The sequence below is a fragment of the Rhizobium esperanzae genome, from assembly GCF_014197615.1.
In the GTDB taxonomy this organism is placed as follows: Bacteria; Pseudomonadota; Alphaproteobacteria; order Rhizobiales; family Rhizobiaceae; genus Rhizobium; species Rhizobium esperanzae_A.
Genome location: NZ_JACIFY010000003.1, coordinates 345,083 through 363,314 on the forward strand (window position 1 = coordinate 345,083; position 18,232 = coordinate 363,314).

Annotated in this window: 15 protein-coding genes and 1 pseudogene; 3 read left to right on the forward strand and 13 right to left on the reverse strand. The window is 58.6% G+C overall.

What is annotated here, in order from left to right; all coding sequences use genetic code 11:
- Positions 1–8: 8 nt before the first annotated feature.
- A complete protein-coding gene (locus GGD57_RS06380; protein WP_184467944.1) occupies positions 9–1,238 on the reverse strand; it encodes a metal-dependent hydrolase family protein in 1,230 nt (409 codons plus the stop codon).
- A 317-nt stretch (positions 1,239–1,555) separates the two neighbouring features.
- Here GGD57_RS06380 and GGD57_RS06385 point away from each other — a divergent pair, with 317 nt between their 5' ends.
- A complete protein-coding gene (locus tag GGD57_RS06385) occupies positions 1,556–2,548 on the forward strand; it encodes a LysR family transcriptional regulator (protein ID WP_184467946.1) in 993 nt (330 codons plus the stop codon).
- A gap of 14 nt (positions 2,549–2,562) precedes the next feature.
- Here the strand turns inward: GGD57_RS06385 and GGD57_RS06390 are convergent, their stop codons facing one another.
- The 12 genes and pseudogenes from GGD57_RS06390 to GGD57_RS06440 all read right to left on the reverse strand — a co-directional run bounded on the left by GGD57_RS06390 (position 2,563) and on the right by GGD57_RS06440 (position 15,880).
- Positions 2,563–3,723 carry a sugar ABC transporter permease gene (locus GGD57_RS06390; protein ID WP_184467948.1) on the reverse strand — a complete coding sequence of 387 codons (1,161 nt, stop codon included), beginning with the start codon at positions 3,721–3,723 and terminating at the stop codon, positions 2,563–2,565.
- Between the two features lie 52 nt (positions 3,724–3,775).
- Positions 3,776–4,582, reverse strand: coding sequence for an ATP-binding cassette domain-containing protein (locus GGD57_RS06395; protein WP_184467950.1), 807 nt, complete (start codon positions 4,580–4,582; stop codon positions 3,776–3,778).
- Positions 4,583–4,644: 62 nt separating this feature from the next.
- On the reverse strand, positions 4,645–5,718 hold the full coding sequence (locus tag GGD57_RS06400; RefSeq protein ID WP_184467952.1) for a substrate-binding domain-containing protein: 1,074 nt from the start codon (positions 5,716–5,718) through the stop codon (positions 4,645–4,647).
- 298 nt (positions 5,719–6,016) lie between these two features.
- A complete protein-coding gene (locus tag GGD57_RS29075; RefSeq protein ID WP_246713559.1) occupies positions 6,017–6,700 on the reverse strand; it encodes a GMC family oxidoreductase in 684 nt (227 codons plus the stop codon).
- Positions 6,701–6,799: 99 nt separating this feature from the next.
- Positions 6,800–7,639, reverse strand: a pseudogene (locus tag GGD57_RS29495) (GMC family oxidoreductase); the annotation flags it as partial.
- A 221-nt stretch (positions 7,640–7,860) separates the two neighbouring features.
- A complete protein-coding gene (locus GGD57_RS06410; protein WP_348645954.1) occupies positions 7,861–8,535 on the reverse strand; it encodes an HAD family hydrolase in 675 nt (224 codons plus the stop codon).
- 6 nt (positions 8,536–8,541) lie between these two features.
- A complete protein-coding gene (locus GGD57_RS06415; protein WP_184467957.1) occupies positions 8,542–9,990 on the reverse strand; it encodes an aspartate ammonia-lyase in 1,449 nt (482 codons plus the stop codon).
- A 109-nt stretch (positions 9,991–10,099) separates the two neighbouring features.
- Complete coding sequence (locus GGD57_RS06420) at positions 10,100–11,587, reverse strand: aldehyde dehydrogenase family protein (protein ID WP_184467960.1); 1,488 nt, start codon at positions 11,585–11,587, stop codon at positions 10,100–10,102.
- A 28-nt stretch (positions 11,588–11,615) separates the two neighbouring features.
- On the reverse strand, positions 11,616–12,701 hold the full coding sequence (locus tag GGD57_RS06425; RefSeq protein WP_184467962.1) for an ABC transporter ATP-binding protein: 1,086 nt from the start codon (positions 12,699–12,701) through the stop codon (positions 11,616–11,618).
- Positions 12,702–12,712: 11 nt separating this feature from the next.
- Entirely contained in the window at positions 12,713–13,552 is an 840-nt protein-coding gene (locus GGD57_RS06430) for a carbohydrate ABC transporter permease (protein ID WP_184467964.1), read from the reverse strand.
- 11 nt (positions 13,553–13,563) lie between these two features.
- Positions 13,564–14,511 carry a carbohydrate ABC transporter permease gene (locus tag GGD57_RS06435; RefSeq protein ID WP_184467966.1) on the reverse strand — a complete coding sequence of 316 codons (948 nt, stop codon included), beginning with the start codon at positions 14,509–14,511 and terminating at the stop codon, positions 13,564–13,566.
- A 61-nt stretch (positions 14,512–14,572) separates the two neighbouring features.
- Positions 14,573–15,880: an ABC transporter substrate-binding protein gene (locus GGD57_RS06440; RefSeq protein ID WP_184467968.1), complete on the reverse strand. Its 1,308-nt coding sequence runs from the start codon at positions 15,878–15,880 to the stop codon at positions 14,573–14,575.
- Between the two features lie 190 nt (positions 15,881–16,070).
- Between GGD57_RS06440 and GGD57_RS06445 the strand changes: the two genes are divergently transcribed.
- Positions 16,071–17,117, forward strand: coding sequence for a LacI family DNA-binding transcriptional regulator (locus GGD57_RS06445; protein WP_184467970.1), 1,047 nt, complete (start codon positions 16,071–16,073; stop codon positions 17,115–17,117).
- 79 nt (positions 17,118–17,196) lie between these two features.
- Positions 17,197–18,231, forward strand: a complete 1,035-nt coding sequence (locus GGD57_RS06450; protein ID WP_184467971.1) for a proline racemase family protein — start codon at positions 17,197–17,199, stop codon at positions 18,229–18,231.
- Position 18,232: the final 1 nt, after the last annotated feature.

The following is an 18,232-nucleotide window of genomic DNA, read 5'->3' on the forward strand; positions in this document are numbered from 1 at the left end:
CTTCTCTTTCAGACCTTCATCGCGTCACGGTAGACTTTGCCGTCCTTCATGATCAGTTGCAGTAGCTTCGCATCCTGAAGGAGGTTTAGGTCGTCCAGGGGATTGCCCTCGAGCACCAGCAGGTCTGCGCGCATCCCGACCTCGACCCGGCCGATCTCGTCTTCCATGTTGAAGAGTTCAGCGGCATAGCTTGTCGCAGACCTGATTACCTCGATGGCCGGCAAGACTTCACCGCGAATGCGGAATTCCAGCGACTGGTGGCGATGCAGCGGGCCGATAAGGTCCGTGCCATAGACCATCTTGACGCCGTTGCGCTGCGCGACTTCGAGTTCGACTGGACCAACGTCGAGCACGGTCTTGATCTTGGCGTGCAGTTCGGCCGGCATGCCGACATCGAGCCCCTCCTCCCACATCGTGGTGTAGGCCGCGAGTGTGGGAACCAGGATGGCTTGTCGCTCCCGCATCAGGATCGCTGTCTCGTCGTCGAGAAAATTGCCATGCTCGATCGAGCGGACGCCGGCCTTGACGGCATGCTGGATCGATCGGCATGTATAGGCGTGCGCCATGACATAGGTCTCGGCGTTCTCGGCCTCTTCGACCGCCGCCCTGATCTCGTCATGCGAGAACTGAACGAATGTAACGGGGTCCGTGTAGGAGGCAATGCCGCCGCCGACCATCAGCTTGACCTGGTGGGCGCCGCGACGCAACTCGTCGCGGGCTGCAAGCCGGACTGCCTCGACCCCATCGACAACACGGCCAAGGCTTGGAACATAGTAGTGCCGATCGAAATCGTTCTCGCCGGCGCCTCGCATGTCGCCATGTCCGCCGGTCTGCGAAAGCGCCTTGCCGCTGAAGAGGATGCGCGGCGACGGAATGAGATCTTCCTCGACGGCGCGCGCCAGCCCGAAATCCGCCCCGCCAGCGTCACGAACCGTCGTGAAGCCACGCATCAACATGCCCTCCAGGATCGGCATTGCCCGGATCGCCGTGTAATAGGGCGACCACTTGGTCAGCTGCGCAAAACTGTTGATCGGAACGATGACATGGACGTGAGCATCGCAGAGGCCCGGCATCAGGGTCCGGCCCTTAAGATCGATGACGCGCTCGGCGGAGGCTTCGATCCGCGGCTGGCCGATCTCGGCGATCCTGCCACCGACCACGAGCACATCGCGGGCATCGAGAAGTTCTCCCCGGTCGATGTCAAGGATGGAGGCATTCTCCAAAAGGATTGATGTCATGTTATCAATTCCGCTGGTGCGATGTTGGCAAAAATTTCATGGCGGCAAATACTTTCGGCCACGTCGGTATCGAGCCGATGCAGCCGGTGGCGCACTTTTCGATTCTAGAGCGCGCCGGTGCACACGGTGCTGCGCAATGTTTCCTCTCCAGGCTATGACTTCCAGTCATTGACGTCCGATGCGTGCGGGGAAAGGCCGCGCCGTTGACAGTTCAGGCATTCCGATCTCTCGTTCCGGCACCATTTTTCAGAACAGGGCGAAAATTGACAAGACGGAGAGAGTTGTGGCTCCATGAGGAAAAGTCATAGGAAGTCTCAATGTCCAACCGTAAAAATATGCAATCGGCAGCACCGCCAGATGCCATCGATCGGGAAGGAAACCTTCCGTCTCTGACGGCACTCCGCGCCTTCGTTTCTGCCTCCAATAACCGAAGTTTCTCGCGGGCGGCCGAAGAGCTCGGCATTACGCAGGGAGGCGTCAGTCGAGCGGTTCGATCGATCGAAGAGGCAACAGGCACACAATTGTTCGAACGCACGGGACACGGGCTCGTGCTGACGGAATCTGGTGCCGCCTATCTGGAGGAGGTGTCCAGCATCCTGAGCGAGCTTGCTGCAGCCACGCTCCGCCTGTCGACCTATAATCGAACCTCGGAGACGCTCAACATCGCGACACTCCCAAGTCTCGGCGGGCGATGGCTGGCGCCGCGCCTTGTGCGCTTCTTGAAGCAGAATCCGACGATCGAGATCAGTGTGACGGGACGCAATGGCCAGTTCGACTTCGAAGGGAGCGCAATCGACGCGGCCATTCATTACGGCAGCGAGGCATGGCCAGGCAGTATGTCGGAACGCATCATGGACGAGGTTCTCGTGCCTATGTGCTCTCCCGCCCTCTTGAAGAGCGGTACGCCGGCCGACGCTCGTCTGCTGGTGGATCTGACGCTGATCCAGCATCTTCATCGCCCCACCGCCTGGCGCGAATGGTTCAAGGACGTAGGCATCGACCATCCCCATCCGAACACCGGGCCGCGTTTCGAACAGTATCAGATGGGAATCGAGGCTGCCAATTCCGGCCTCGGCGCAATCCTTATGCCGCCGTTCATGGTGATGGAGGAACTTCAGTCAGGACGGCTCGTTCCGCTTCATAAGGTGGCGATCCCGTCACCATGGCGGTACTATCTTGTCTACCCGAAGAGTAAACGCAGCAAGCCGGCCGTCCAGAAACTCCGGACCTGGCTGAGAGGCGAGGCACGACGAACGGAGGAACAGACGCTGCAGCTTCTCCTTCCAGGCAATGCCCCGGCTCACAAATGACCCGGGTTGTGGCCTCATCGCGAGACATTGGCCTTGCGCGACAGGAAGGCGTCGAGAATGACCGCGAGCGTTAGGATAGCGCCTTGGACCTCGAGCCTGGTCTGTGTCGATGCATTCACGAGAAGCATGCCGTTGGAGACCGATCCCATGACCAGCGCACCGGTCAGGGCTGCCCAGACCGAGCCGCGGCCGCCAAACAGACTGACGCCGCCGATAACGGCTGCGGCGATAGCTTCGAGAAGCAGCGTCGTGTTCGCCGAGTCAGGTGAGACGCCAAGAACTCGGCCCGATGCGATGATACCGCCAAGCGCCGCAAAGAGGCCTGTCAGCGTGAAAGCGGCGATGCGCATCGACTTAACGGAAATGCCCGCGCGCCGTGCAGCTTCGGCATTGGCGCCGATGGCGTAGAGATGCAGGCCGAAGCGTGTCTGGGTCGTGATATAGGCGAACAGGCTGAGAAGGCAGAGCAGAAAGGCCACAAGCAGCGGCACCCCACGATAGCTGTTGAACACCGCAAGAACGATGATCCCGACAGCGGCGGTGGACAGGACGGGGGCTGCGATGGCTGACGCGAAGGATGCCGGCAGGCTGTTCTGCCGCTTGGCGGCGTAGGACTGCCAGGAAAGAATCGCCAGTATGATCACGACGGTGGCAAGCAGGATGGCGCTCAGCGACGCAGGCAAATAAATGTTGGCGATCTTACCGAGAGGCTGGCCGACAAGCGAAATGAGGTTGGAACCGGCGGGCAGCATGTCGAGAAGGATGCCCTGCAAGACGAGCGAGGTTCCAAGCGTAACGATGAAGGCCGGCGCCCTGAAGAAGGTGACGACCGTTCCCTGGACGGCGCCGATCGCCCCACCGATAAACAGCCCGATCAGGACGGCGGCCGTGGTGTCATAACCGCTATTGACGGCAAGTCCCGCCGTCACCGCGGCTGAAACCGCGCCCGTCGCGGCAACGGACAGGTCGATCTCTCCAATGACCAGCACGAACATCAGGCCAAGCGCCACGATGCCGGTGACGACAATCTGCAGCGACAGGTTTGAGAGGTTTCGCGGGCTGAGGAAGAGCGGATTGGCCCACGCGAAATATCCCCAGATCAGCGCCAGCGCGATGAGCACGGGGATCATGCGGTAGCGGGTCGCCAAGGCAGCGATGGAGGTCGATGTCTTCATTGGGTTTGAACTCTGCGAGGGTATTTTCGCCGGTGCGGCGGTGGCAGTATGATTAGGCATGGAGGTCGCCCTCCGAAGGCTTGCGCGACATAGCCGACATTTCTTCGTTGCTCATCATGCCGGTGATCGCGCTGACCAGTTCCTCCCGCGTATAGGCGCCGCGTGATACTTCCGCGACCTTATGTCCGAGCCTGAGGACGACGACGCGATCGGCAACCTGCTGCACATCGCCGAGATCGTGCGAAATGACGATGACCGCCCTGCCCTGGCTACGTAGGCGCTCGATGAGGTTCAGCACCTGTTTGCGCTGGGCCACACCGAGGGCAGCGGTCGGCTCGTCAAGCAAGACGACGCGCGGATCGGTCAGGATTGAGCGGCAGATCGCCACCGACTGTCTTTGCCCGCCCGATAGCGAGACCGATGGCACGTTGGTGTCGCGGATCTTGACGTCGAGGCTTGCCAGAACCTCCTTGGCGCGCGCCTCCATCTTCGCCCGGTTCAGGCGCCGTCCCTTGTACCAGGGATGATAGAGTTCTCGCCCGAGGAAGAGGTTTTGGACGGTGTCGAGATTATCGCACAGCGCCAGGTCTTGATAGACGGTCTGAATGCCGGCAGCATTGGCTTCGTGGGGACCCTTCATGGCGAGTGTCTGGCCCGAAACGCGGATCTCGCCTTCGTCGGGCGACTGGATCCCAGAGATGGTTTTTACCAGCGTCGACTTACCAGCGCCGTTGTCGCCCACCAATGCCACCACTTCGCCCGGCCAGACGGTCATGGAGACATTGGTCAGTGCAGCAACACCGCCAAAACGAATTGAGATGTTTCGAACATCGAGAATGGGTGGTTCATTTCGTTCCATGATAGGACCCCTTTTTGTAGTTAGAGCCGGCCGAGATCGGCCAGCTCCTTATTTTCGGCGGTTTATTTCTTGCAGAATTCCGCATCCTTGCCGATGCCGCTGCAGATTTCGTCCCTCGTGTAGAGACCGCTGTCGATCACGGAGTTCTGGACATTGTCTGCGGTGATGAAGATGTTGGGTTCCAGGCGCGCCGGAACACCACCATCGGTAAACTTGTTCGGCCACGCGCCGTTGATCAGGCCCTTGGGCGCATCCGCGTTCTTGATCTTCGAAACCAGCAGTTGCACGGCAGCGTCCGCCATGCCCTTGTAGGGAGGCGACATATCTGCCGCCTGCCAGCCGAGCAGAACGCGCTGGATGCCCTCGAGCGTCGCGTCATAGCCGCCGAATACCCTCACCTTGCCGACGAGGTCCTGGCCGCTGAGCGCCGCAATCACGCCACCGCCCGTGTCGTCATTCATCACGACCACGCCGTCGACGCCGTTGTCGGTCTTTGTCAGGCACTGCTCCATGTTTTTCTGGGCATTGGAGGCGAGGTAGAGAAGCGCGTCGGCCTGGCAGACGACCTGAACCGTCCCATTGTCGATGAGCGGCTTCATGTATTTGTCGAAGCCCTTCATCTGCTCTGTGTAAAACGCAAATTTGGGGTCGCCGAGCATGTAGGCAAGGCGGACAGGACGATGTTCGGGAAGGTGCTCGCTCAGCCACTTGCCTTGCGCGTCGCCGATATCGGCGAATGGAACCGAGACGTGGTAGGCCACCGGACCGGGACCCGGGTCATGTGCGTAGGTGACAACCGGAATTCCATCATTGTCTGCCTTGGCGAGGATGCTTGCCGACCGGGGCGGATCGACCGAGACGAGAATGATGCCGAGCGCGCCACTTGCAATCGCCGATTCCGCCTGGGAAACCTGCTGCTGCATGTCGTCATTCGCATTCAGAACCTTTACCTCTATGCCCGGCGCATAGGTCTTCATGGCAGCCGTCACATTGGGAACGTCGAATTTGTCAAACCTGTTGGTGGTCACGTTCGGCAATAGCAGGTAGACCGTGCCCGTCGGCTCGGCGGCCTTCGCCGGCAAAACGCTCCATGCGGTCGAGGCTGCGAATAATGCCGTCATTAACTTCTTTTTCATCTGGTTCCCCTTCTCTTGGACGAAAGATCATCCTGGTTCCTCGCCGGGCAATTCGCGGAACGCTTCTCTCCGAAGCGCCCTCCACTTCTCCGGCAAGAGCATGACTGAATGTCATGTGTCTAAAGGCTATGCCGCGACTTTGCTTGCCTCAAGTCTGACAAGCTCATTCCTTCATGAGTTTTTGTCATGGCTGAACTGCGCTCAGCTCAATTCTGGCCGCGCCGGCGCAGCGCGGCGATTTCGTGGGCATCCGCAAGGTTGTTTCTTCGGCATCCGGCCGTGCGTTTTGGCCGACCGGTCAGGCCGCCAACATCATATCGGCCGCCTTCTCGGCGATCATGATCGTGCCGGCATTCGTGTTGCCGCTCACCATTGTCGGCATGATGGATGCATCGGCAATACGCAGCCCGCCGATGCCGTGGACCCGCAGCTTCTCGTCCACGACAGCGAGGTCGTCCTGACCCATCTTGGCAGTCCCGCAGGTATGATGGCCAATGCCCGACGTACTTCTGATGTAATGGTCGAGTTCAGCGTCTGAGCGGATATCGGCTCCGGGTGCCAGTTCGGGTCCCCGGTAGGCATCGAATGCCGATTGCGCGAAAATGCGACGCGTGATCCGGATGGCCTCCCGGGTGACGGCCATATCGTATTCCGAAGAGAGGAAATGAGGATCGAAGATCGGCGCGTCCTTCGGATTGGCCGATTTCAGCCAAAGTTTGCCGCGGCTTTCCGGCCTGTTCGGCCAGACGTGGACGACGTACGAATGGCCTTCAAGCTCGTTGGCCCACGGCATCCAGATCTTCAGGCCCTGGCCCGGATAGTAAGGGATGAACACGGCCTGGCATTCGGGTGCCGCCGCGCCCGGCTGCGTACTGAAGAAGCCACCGGCCTCAAGCGGGCTACGCGAAACCTGACCGCGCTTGAGCACGATACTCTTCATCATTTCGAGGGTCAGCTTGTGCACGCGCAGCGACTTTGCCATCGAGACCGGCTTCGTCGAGCTGTGGGCCACGGAGACATTGACATGGTCCTGGAGATTGCCGCCGACACCCGGCAGACAATGTTCCACCTGGATGCCGTGGCGTTCGATTTCGGCCGGATCGCCAATGCCGGACAACATCAGGATCTTTGGCGTGTTGATGGAGCCGGCGGAAAGGACGATTTCGCGACGCGCTCTTGCAATCTTGACTTTGCCGTGCTGTTCGAACTCGACCCCGACCGCCTTTTTGTCCTTGAGCACGAGCCTGCGGACTATGGCATTGACCTCCACCGTCAGGTTCGAACGCTGCATGGCGGGCCGCAGGAAGGTTCTGGCCGTCGTCGCGCGCCGACCGTTTTCGATGTTGAAATCGTAGATGCCGAAACCGTCTTGCGTGGCGCCGTTGAAGTCGGTGTTGAGCGAATAGCCGGCCTGTTCGCAGGCCTGCAGATAGACCATGGTAAGCTCATTGACGACAGGCGGCTTGCTGACCGGCAAGACGCCACGGGTGCTGTGGAAGGCATTGTCTCCTCCAAAATATTTCTCCGACTTGCGGAAATAGGGCAGCACATCCTCGAACGACCAGCCGGTATTGCCAAGCTGGCGCCACGTATCGAAATCATGCGGATTTCCGCGAATATACTGAGCACCGTTGAAAATGAAGGACCCGCCGAGCATTTTCCCGCGTGGAAAATATTGTGTGCGCCCCTGCATATTCTCCTGAGGCAGGCAGTTAAACGCCCAATTGTTGCGCTTGAAGGCAAAGAGCTTGGCGGCCAGAAAGGGCAGATCGTAGATAAATTCACGACCGGATCCACCGGCCTCGAGCAACAGGACCTGGTCTCCTCTTTCGCTCAGTCGGCTGGCAAGCACGGATCCCGCCGAACCGCCTCCTACGACGACAAAATCATAGTTTAATTCTTCGACAGTCTTTTGCGCCACAAGCCGACTCCACAGTTCCCTTTTCTTCTTTGGTCGCCCAAGTTAAAGGCCGTATCAAGCCCCGCGAAATCCTGTCTCTATGAGTGAAACTCATAGGTCCGCGAGGATCCAATAATGAAAGAACCTCGTCTGGGTCGAGCGCCGATAGCCCTCTCGCTCGGGGCGAGCAGGTTGAATGGCCCGGCCGCTATTAAATTGAGCTGCCGAATAATGGCCGTCCGTTACGCCATCGGGACGAGTTTGTCGAACTCCGTCAGATCGCGGCAGCGCACGGTCCCCGGTGGAAAGAAGTCAGGCGCACCGGGAGCGACGAGTGCCAGAAACGGAATGCCGAGTTCGATAGCCGCGTCGAACTCGGTTCGCGAGTCGCCGACGGCAAGCATCTTTGCGGGTGGGACACCTTCGATTTCAAGGATCCTGCGGAATTCGTCGATTTTGGTCTTCGGTGACCCGGCGACCGATGCGAAATATCGCTCGAGCCCGCGCCGCTGCAGCACCAGCTTGAGATCGGCATCGGGCATGCCCGAAACAAGGTGGAGAGGAACGCGGCCATCTAGCCTCGCGAGAAGCTCTTCTGCGCCCCTGACAAAGGGCGCCTCGATCATCGCCTTGTCGATAATCGAGGCGAAATGGTCGCAGAGCGCGTCGATCCTCTTCGGATCAACTGTCCTGCCGAAGACATGTTCTTCGAAATATTCGAACTTCTGCCGGCGGCCAATACCGCCGTGCCGTTCCTGGTAGTCGATGACCTCCTTGATCTTGCGCTGGTCCTCGCCGTCGTAGCACGAGGCGAAAGCCATGGTTTTCACACGTGCCGAATCTAGGATGACGCCGTCGAAATCGAAGATGATTGCTGTGGGTCGCCTTTCAATTGCTTTGCGCAATATCAGCCTCACTTCGTTTTACGTTGCCTTCGGCTTAAGCCGCAGCCTTGAGGGGCGTGTCAGTGCCCTCGGGTCCAGTATCTGGTCAATCAGTTCTGGCGAAAGTGTATGGTCGGCTTCCAGAACTTCCCGCATGGTCCGACCCGTCGCCAAGATTTCCTTGGCAATCGCCGCCGAACGCTCATAACCGATCAGCGACGTCAAAGCCGTCGCGAGCGCGGTTCCTGCCTCAAGATTCTGACGGCACCGTTCCTCATTGGCAACGATTCCGCGCACGCATTTCTCGTCAAGCGTTAGCAGAGCATTCGTCATCAGTGTCATCGATTGCAAGAGGTTGAAGACGATGACGGGCTCGAACGCGTTTAACTGCAACTGGCCGGCCTCGGCGGCCAAGGTGATGACAAGATCGGCGCCTATCACTTGAAAGGCCACCTGATTGACGACCTCCGGAATGACCGGGTTAACCTTTCCGGGCATAATCGATGAGCCTGGCTGCATTGGGGGGAGGCTGATTTCCCCCAAACCGCCGCGCGGGCCACTGGAGAGCAGCCGAAGATCGTTTGAGATTTTCGAGACCTTGACAGCAGTTCTCTTCAAGGTCCCAGAGAATAGAACGAAGGCGCCGGTGTCCCAGCAGGCCTCGACGAAGTCGCTTGCAGGGCGAAGTGATACACCGGCGATCCTGGCGAGCTCGGCGATCGCAAGCGCGGCGTAGCGGGGATCAGCTGTTATCCCAGTACCGATTGCCGTGCCGCCGAGATTGACCTCTTGAAGGAGGGCAGCAGCTTCTTCGAGCCTCTGGATATCCTCGCGTAGCGTCACAGCAAAGGCCATGAATTCCTGGCCGAGGGTCATCGGCACAGCGTCTTGCAGTTGGGTGCGGCCGAGCTTCACCACCTCGCTGAACTGATGCGCCTTGACCTCGAAAGCGTCGGCAAGAGCCGAGATTGACGATGAGAGCTGCTTGTAGCTCAGGAGAAGGGCAAGCCTGATAGCTGTCGGATAGACGTCGTTGGTCGACTGGGAGAGATTTACGTCATTATTGGGGTGAACCACATCAAAGCGGCCGCGGGGCAAGCCGAGATGCTCGAGTGCCCTGTTGGCGACGACTTCGTTCATGTTCATGTTTGTGGACGTTCCCGCGCCACCTTGAAAGACATCGAGGGTAAACTGATCCGATAGAAGCCCCGCCGCGATGTCGTCGCAGGCAAGTGCGATTGCATTACACTTGCCTTCCGGCAGATCGCCAAGCTCGAAGTTTGCGACGGCAGCGGCCCTCTTGACCAAGGCGAGCGCCTTGATGAACAGCGGGTAGTGTCCGATCGGAATTCCGGAGATTTGGAAGTTGCTCATCGCGCGGGCCGTTTGCGCTCCGAAATAGGCGGCCGCGGGCACTTCGACAGAACCGAGCGAGTCATACTCGCTTCGGGTCTCGGCCGAGGTTGGGACAAGCGAACTTTCTTCCATGAAATATCTCCAATGCCTGATCACAAAAAGCTGGTGACGGGGACCGTCCGTCACCAGCTACAGCCGCCTGGGAGGTGCAACGCTTCAAAGCGGCTGGGCCCGCCGGCTGTTAGTTCACCGTGTGCGGCAGCGCGTGCGGTCGTTTGCCGAGCTTGATGAAGATCGACTTCACCTCAGTGAACTCCAGAAGGCCGTCCATGCCGTTCTCTCGTCCGATACCGCTTTCCTTGTAGCCGCCGAACGGCATCTGCACACTGGTTTCAAGGAAGGTATTGACCGAGACGGTGCCGCTCTTGAGTTCGCGCGAGACCTGGATCGCCTTGTCGATATCCTTGGTCCAGACACCATTGCCGAGACCGTAATTGGTGTCGTTCGCAAGTTCGACAGCTTCGGCGACTGTTTTGAACGTGGTCACGGCGAGAACGGGCCCGAAAATTTCCTCGCGGAAGATCTTCATGTTAGGAGTGACATTCGAAAAGATCGTCGGAGCGACATAGAAGCCCTTGCCGAACGTGCTGTCAGTGAGGCGCTTGCCCCCAACTTCGAGTCTTGCGCCTTCCTCCAGTCCCGACTGGATATAGCCGAGCACTTTTTCCATGTGCTGTTCGTGAATCAGTGCGCCGAGGTCCGCGTCGGGGTCTTCAGGCAGTCCGATACGGATCTTCTTCGACCGTTCGACGAGCTTTGCGACAAATTCCTCGGCAACCGATTCCTCAATCAGCAGGCGGGTACCCTGCACGCATTCTTCGCCCTGGTTAAGGATATAGCCGAACAGCACGCCATCGAGAGCGGCATCAATATCGGCGTCGGCAAAGACGACGTTTGCCGCCTTGCCGCCGAGTTCCAGACCGACGCGCTTCATCTGCTCGGCCGCGCGGGCTGCAATACGCTTCCCGACCGCGGTCGATCCGGTGAAAGAGATCATATCGACGCCGCGATGGCCCGTCAGCGCCTCGCCGACGGCTTTGCCGGATCCAGTCACGACGTTGATGACGCCATTCGGAATCCCCGCTTCCCTGGCGAGCGCGGCAATCTCGAGCGTGGTGCTCGACGTCAGCTCCGACGGTTTGATCACCGCCGTGCATCCTGCCGCAAGCGCGTAGGGCAGTTTCTGAAACAGAGTCACAAGCGGGAAGTTCCAAGGCGTGATCATGGCGATGACGCCACGCGGCTCTCGCACTACCAGGCCCAGATTGGCATCGCCGGCGTTGTTGACGAGGTCGCTCGGGATCTGCCAAGCGAGCGCGGCGGCATAACGGGCAAGCTCGATCGACCATTCCGTTTCGCCCTTGCCGAAGCGGATCGGCTTGCCGACCTCCTCGGCTTCCATCTTCGCCAGCTTGTCCGTGTCGCGCACTAGCAGCTCGATCCACCGGCCGATGGCCTTGGCGCGCTCCGACCCTGGTAGCGCCGACCAGATCGAACGGTCGTCGAAGGCCTTTCTCGCCGCCTTCACCGCGAGATCGACTTCCTTCTCGCCGCTGTTGGCGAAGCGGGCGAGAAGCTCGCCATTGGCGGGAGAGGTCCTCTCGACGGTAGCGGAGGTCTTGACCCAGGATCCGTCGATCCAGTTCCCATACTCGCGGACATTCGTCATCGTCTTTCCTTTGCTCGGGAGGGTTCGATTACTGGCGGACTACCACATCGTCATTGGCAACGACACGCAGCAGTTCGGAGGGTGCCGCGACGCCGATCGTATCGCCGGCCCGGACCTGTGTGCGATCGGTGACGATCACGAACCTGACGTCGCCGACGCTTACATAGATATTGGTCGTCTGACCAAGCGGTTCCACTAGCTCCACCAGCGCGTCGGTCGAACCCGCCGTGCCGGCGGCGGTGACCACCAGATGTTCCGGACGGATGCCGAGAAGGAGACCGCCCTTTGCGTCCACGCTCTTGGCGGCGAAGGATCGCTCCTGCTCCGACAGGGAATGCGCAAACCCGGGGATCACACAGGTTACCGCCGATCCAGAGTGCAGCCGCGCCGGGAAGAGGTTCATCGGAGGAGAGCCGATGAATTCGGCAACGAACCTGGTTTTCGGACGATCATAGACCTCGAGCGGAGACGCGACCTGCACCATGTTGCCCTTGCTCATGACGGCGATGCGGTCGGCCATTGCCATCGCTTCGATCTGGTCATGGGTGACGTAAATCGTGGTAATTCCGAGATTGGTGACGAGCTTCTTGATTTCCGTGCGCATGACGGCGCGCAATTTGGCGTCGAGGTTGGAAAGTGGTTCGTCCATCAGGAAGACCTTCGGATTGCGCACAAGAGCTCGGGCGAGCGACACGCGCTGACGCTGGCCACCCGACAATTGCGACGGCTTGCGCTGAAGATATTCATGCAGCCCGAGCTTCTCGGCGGTCTCCTCCACCTTACGACGGCGGTTCGCCTGATCGAGTTTGCGGATTTTCAGGGGGAACTCGATGTTCTTGAAGACCGTCATGTTCGGATAGAGACCGTAGTCCTGGAAGGCCATAGCGATATCGCGATGGCGCGGCTCGGCATAGGTCATGTCAGCGCCATTGATGCTGATGCGACCGGAGGTCGGCAGTTCAAGGCCTGCGACCATGCGCAGCGTCGTCGTCTTGCCGCAACCGGAGGGGCCGAGCATGCAGAAGAATTCTCCATCCTTGATATCGACGGAAACGCCGTTGACGACGCGTAGCGCACCGAACTGCTTGGTGACGGTATCGATATGAATAGCCATGACTGGGCTCCTTAACCTTTGACTGCGCCGAGCGTCAGGCCGCGCACGAGGTAACGTTGCATGAGAAGGACGAGAACGACGACGGGCAGCGACATGACGACGCCTGCCGCCGAGGCCAGTCCCCAGGCGATCGCCTTCGGCTTGATCGCATTGGCTGCAATGACCGGCAGGGTCTTGGCCTCTTGCGAGGTCAGCATGCTGGCCAGCAGGAATTCGTTCCAGGCGAACATGAAGACGATGACCATGGTCGCTGCAAGACCAGGCAGAAGCAGCGGCAGGGTTACCCGCCAGAAAGTCTCGAATCGACTGCATCCGTCGATCATCGCGGCTTCTTCGATCGACTGCGGAATGTCCTGGATAAAGACGCGCATGACCCAGACAACGAAGGGCAGCCCCGAAAGCGCATAAGCAGCCGTCAGGAGCCAGGGCGTATCGAAAATGCCCATCTGCCGCGCGATGATGAACATCGGGATGACCGAAACGATCGGCGGTAGCATGCGGATCGAGAGGATTTCGAATGCCAAGATTTCCTTGCCTTTGATCTCGAACCTGGCAAGCGCATAAGCGGCCATGGTGCCAGCCGCCATTGCGATACAGGTGGACATGCCGACGATCAGCGCACTGTTGATCAGGGCGTCCCAGGCATTGAGCTCAGTGAAGAGTTGTCGATAATTGTCGAACGTCGGACGGAACGACCAGATCGGCGGATAGGCGGAGATGTCCACTTCGGATTTGAAGGAAGAGGAAGCCATCCAGTAGATCGGGAACGCGAAAAACAATGCTGCGGCGATTGCGAGCACATAGGCGGTGACGCCGCTGACGCCCTTCTTGATAAATCTTGCGCTAGACATCGTCGCGCTCCTCAACGGTTTTCTTTGTCGGCAACCAGCTTGAGGAAGCCGGTCACGTTGACGAAGACGATGACAATAAGAAGGACAATCACCAACGCGACCCACGACAGAGCCGATCCGTAGCCGAGATCGAAGATACGGAAATTGACGCGCTGGAGGTAAACGCTGAGCAGGTCTGTTGCGAAGTCAGGACCGCCACGCGTAATGATATAGACGGTGTCGTAGGTGCGGAATGCATCGACGATGCGCAGGAGCGTAGCGATGACGATCACCGGCTTCAGCATCGGCAATGTTACGTGGACGAAGGTACTGAGATGCCCGGCGCCATCGATCTGAGCAGCCTCGAAGGGGCTGCGCGGCAGCGAGCGAAGACCTGCAAAAATGATGATGAACATAAACGGCGTCCACTGCCAAACGTCCACGAGGATCACAGACGCCAGCGCGCCGCTTGGCGAGCCTGCCCATGCGAGCGGCGCAATCCCGATAAAGGACAACAGGTAGTTCAGGATGCCAAGATCAGGCATCATCATCGTACGCCAGACGATACCGACCGCGATCGGTGTAATCAGCATCGGAATGAGAAGGAAAGTCCGCAGGAACAGAAAACCAGGCCTGTTCTGATTGAACAGAAGGGATAGCAGGACCGCCAGCGTCAGCGAAATAGAGACGCTGACTGCTGTGAACAGGAGTGTCAGAGCGACCGAGTGCCAAAACTGGCCATCGCTGAAGGCGCGTACATAGTTGCCGACGCCGATGATGGAGTAACTCGTACCGAACGTCGGATTGTAGTTCGTCAGCGAGATGTAGAGGGAGTGCAACAGCGGATACAAGCCCACCACGTTCATGATGATGAGGGTCGGCGCAAGCAGCAGCCACTGCACATTCTTCTCGCCCGCGCGAACCGCCTTCGTCGCGCCGATTGCTGCCGGTGAAACGCCGATGGACCCAGCTTTGGCCATAACAGATTTCCTTCCAGGAGGGTCACGGCAGCTAAGTGCCGTGACCGACAAAAGTTAGCAGTTAGGATCGGATGACGGAGGCCAGTGCCTTCTCGGCATCGTCCATGGCTTCTTGCGGTGTCTTGCGCCCATTTACTCCGGCGAGGATGTTTTCATAAAGCACGCGCTGTACCTCGACGGCGTTGGTGAGCCGGTAAGGCGGAATGCTGACCGGCGATGTTCCCCGCGTCTTGAAATCGCGGAACGCCTTGAGCATCGGGACTTTCGCCAGCACTTCGTCACTGTCGATGTCGGACTGGAGGCAAAGAGACGACTCGCCGCCCTCGCGGAAGAGCTTGTAGGCTTCGCCTTCACTCATCCACTTGAGGAACTTGTAGGCTTCTGCCTTGTTTTCGGACGCCGCGTTGATGAGGATCGACCAGCCGCCGATCATGGACTGCTGGAATTTTTCCGTCGGCGCGACGGTATATCCGAATTTGCCTTTGTGGGGGCCATCCTCGATGCCGACGATAACATCGGACCAGGTCACCATCATTGCGGCCTTGCCCTGCTGCATTGTGGAGGATCCTTCGGCGTAGTCAAAACCTTCGACGCCCTTCGGCGTGAACGGCAGGACTTCACGCAGCCGTTCGATCGCACGGGCGCCCTGACCTTCGCTGTTGAAGACCAACTTGTTGTTTTCGTCGAGAACGCCGTCATCATGCGGCGCAATCTTCGTCATTCCCATGAGGCGGCTGCCCCAGTCACCGCTCATGTGCGCGTCCTGGCCGCCCAGCATGAGGACGTTCCCGGCCACGTCGTCGGAATGGAGCTTCTGTGCCGCGTCCCGATACTCATCCCATGTTTCCGGAGCCTTGGTGATGCCCGCCTTCTCGAAGAGATCCTTGCGATAGACAAAGACAGGTGTCGTCATTGCTACCGGAAGCCCCCAGCGCTTACCCTCGTATTCCGTATATTGGGTTGACGCGGGCGAAAGTTTGTCGACGGTGATTTCCGGCAAAGAGCTGTCCTCCGCGCGAATGTCGTCGAACGAACTCGCCCAGCCGTTGCGCAGCGGCTGACGAATCCAAAGATTGTCCGTCGTGAAGATATCGAAAGTGGTGGAGCCCTGGCTGAGTTCGATCAGCAGCTTTTCGTAATGCGCTTCGTAGGCATTGGACTCACCGGTGATTTTCGCGCCCGTATAAGCGTTGGCGACGCTGCCCGTCAGAGCATTCGACCAGGCGACGTTGCTGTTGAGGATATTGACAGCCGCCGCAGCGGCAAAGCCGCGACCTGCCGGGAGCAATGCATAGGCTGCAGCACCTGCCGCCAGCGTGCGCATCAATGCGCGGCGAGACAGTTCACTGGAAAATGGCCCTTGTGTCATATCAGTTCCCCTAATTTTTGAAGGACGTTCTCGGCGGCTTTTCCGTCGTATCGAGTAAACGTTTTCACGTAAACACCAGCCTTGTGCTTTGTCAATGCAGTTTTTGTGGACGTATTCAACTTATTTAAATATAAACAGGCTCCACCTTGGCCTGTTGAGCGCGCTGAGACACAAGGAGCCATGAGCTATCATGAAGAAAATACCAGAAAATTTGAAGCGTGCCACGATCCACGATGTCGCGAGGGTCGCAAACGTATCGATCGCGACCGTTTCGCGGGTGCTGAACAAGCCCGAGAATGTGAACCGTGAGATGTACGATCGGGTGATGGCGGCGGCTTCGCAGCTCGGATATACAACGAATTCCGCCGGAAAAGCCCTCAAAATCGCTCGAACAAGGACAATCGGGACGCTTTTGCCGCGGCTTGACGATCCGATCTTCTCTGAAATTGCACATGGCGTCCAGGAAACGCTCTTCGCCAACGACTATGTGGGCTTTCTTCAGACTTCAGGTTACGACAACAGCCGGATATTCGATGCTGTATTTCGTTTATTGAATCGTGGAGCCGAGGGATTACTTATATTTGGTCGAATTGATGATGACAAGTTACTTGCTTTTATTAAGAATAACCAGGTTCCGATCATACAAATCTATTCCTATCTTGAAGGCAACCCGATTCCTTCTGTCGGCATCGACAATTACGCCTCCACGCAAAAGATCGCGCAGTTGATGCTGCAGCTCGGGCATCGTGATATCGCGCATATTTCAGGGCCGACCAAGGGCAACGACCGTCAGCAATCGCGACGCAAGGCCTATGAGGATATGATGCAGGCCAACGGGCTGAAGACGACGGCCCAGATGGTGCAGCCTGGTTATACGATCAATGACGCCGGCCAGGCATTCCGCAGAATTCTTGAAGAAAATCCGAAAGTTACGGCTGTCATCTGCGCGACGGATCTGCTCGCCTGCGGCGTCCTTGCCGAATGCCGCAAGCTCGGAATCAGCGTCCCGAACGAAATGTCCGTCTCGGGTTTCGAGGATGTTGCCTTCGCCTCACTGCTTTACCAGCCGCTGACGACGCTTGCGGTTCCCTCAGGCGATATGGGCCGCTATGCCGCACGCGCCATGATCGCGAATCTTGAGGAAGGTCAGAAGCTAACGTCGATGCAATTCGAAACAAGCCTCATCATGCGCGACTCCATCGCACGTGCTCCGAGCGGCTCGAACAGGGCCGCTTGACGCATTTCCAGAAAACGTTTACTTCTTTTCTCGATCAAGGAGACTGTAGTTTCGAATTGCGGGAAAAAGGGGTCTGGAGATGCGTTTCAGCAAAATGGTGACTGTCGTCGGCGCTCACGCGGCTGGCGAACTCAATGAGGTCATCACTGGCGGCGTCCTGCCGGTGCCCGGCGACAGCATTTTTCAGAAGATGCAATATCTGGAAAAGCACGGCGATGCCTTGCGCCAGTTTTTGCTTCACGAGCCGCGGGGTAAGGTAACGCAATGCGTCAATCTGGTCCTTCCCCCCACCGATCCCGACGCCGATGCTGGTTTCATCATCATGGAATCGGAATATTACGTGCCGATGTCGGGCACCAACACGATCTGCACGGCAACCGTGCTTCTGGAAACGGGCATGATCCCGATGGTCGAGCCGGTCACGCATCTGACGCTGGAGGCCCCGGCCGGCCTCGTCAGAGTCAAGGCAGATTGCAAGGGCGGTAAGGTCACCGGCATTACCTTCGCCAATGTTCCCTCTTTCGTCATTGCTCTGGACCGCAAGGTGGAAGTTCCGGGAATCGGCACCGTCACGGTCGATGTTGCCTATGGCGGCATGATCTACGCGCTCGTCGACGCCAAGGCACTCGGCTACGCCATTACTGAGGACGAAGCGGCCGAGCTCGTCGATGTCGGCGAGAAGATCAAGCTGGCGGCAGCCGAGCAGATCCCGGCGGTTCATCCGGAAAATCCCGAGATCCACACGATCAACCAGACCCTATTTGCCGGCCCGATGCGCGTAGAGAACGGAGTTAAGCGGTCAAAGAATACAGTCATCGTTTCGCCTGGCCGCCACGATCGGTCGCCTTGCGGCACCGGTACCAGCGCGCGCCTTGCAGTGTTGCACGCCAAGGGTCAAATCGGTGTTGGCGAGAAGTTCGTCCATGAATCGATCATCGGCACGGAGTTCATCGGCGAAGTGGTCGAGACGACGTCGGTCGCCGGCCGCACGGCGATCCGTCCTGCCATTACAGGCACGGCCTGGATCACTGCTTTCCACCAGTATGTCCTCGATCCGACGGATCCATTCCCGACGGGTTACAAGCTTGGCGATACTTGGAAGACCTCGAACTAAG

Bases quoted from the DNA above. Each gene is read 5' to 3' on its own strand.
- GGD57_RS06400 (WP_184467952.1), bottom strand. From the start codon at position 5,718: ATGAAAAAGAAGTTAATGACGGCATTATTCGCAGCCTCGACCGCATGG.
- GGD57_RS06425 (WP_184467962.1), bottom strand. From the start codon at position 12,701: ATGGCTATTCATATCGATACCGTCACCAAGCAGTTCGGTGCGCTACGC.
- GGD57_RS06385 (WP_184467946.1), top strand. From the start codon at position 1,556: ATGTCCAACCGTAAAAATATGCAATCGGCAGCACCGCCAGATGCCATC.
- GGD57_RS06450 (WP_184467971.1), top strand. From the start codon at position 17,197: ATGCGTTTCAGCAAAATGGTGACTGTCGTCGGCGCTCACGCGGCTGGC.
- GGD57_RS06440 (WP_184467968.1), bottom strand. From the start codon at position 15,880: ATGACACAAGGGCCATTTTCCAGTGAACTGTCTCGCCGCGCATTGATG.
- GGD57_RS06415 (WP_184467957.1), bottom strand. From the start codon at position 9,990: ATGGAAGAAAGTTCGCTTGTCCCAACCTCGGCCGAGACCCGAAGCGAG.
- GGD57_RS06420 (WP_184467960.1), bottom strand. From the start codon at position 11,587: ATGACGAATGTCCGCGAGTATGGGAACTGGATCGACGGATCCTGGGTC.
- GGD57_RS29075 (WP_246713559.1), bottom strand. From the start codon at position 6,700: ATGGCAAAGTCGCTGCGCGTGCACAAGCTGACCCTCGAAATGATGAAG.
- GGD57_RS06445 (WP_184467970.1), top strand. From the start codon at position 16,071: ATGAAGAAAATACCAGAAAATTTGAAGCGTGCCACGATCCACGATGTC.
- GGD57_RS06430 (WP_184467964.1), bottom strand. From the start codon at position 13,552: ATGTCTAGCGCAAGATTTATCAAGAAGGGCGTCAGCGGCGTCACCGCC.
- GGD57_RS06380 (WP_184467944.1), bottom strand. From the start codon at position 1,238: ATGACATCAATCCTTTTGGAGAATGCCTCCATCCTTGACATCGACCGG.
- GGD57_RS06435 (WP_184467966.1), bottom strand. From the start codon at position 14,511: ATGGCCAAAGCTGGGTCCATCGGCGTTTCACCGGCAGCAATCGGCGCG.
- GGD57_RS06390 (WP_184467948.1), bottom strand. From the start codon at position 3,723: ATGAAGACATCGACCTCCATCGCTGCCTTGGCGACCCGCTACCGCATG.
- GGD57_RS06395 (WP_184467950.1), bottom strand. From the start codon at position 4,582: ATGGAACGAAATGAACCACCCATTCTCGATGTTCGAAACATCTCAATT.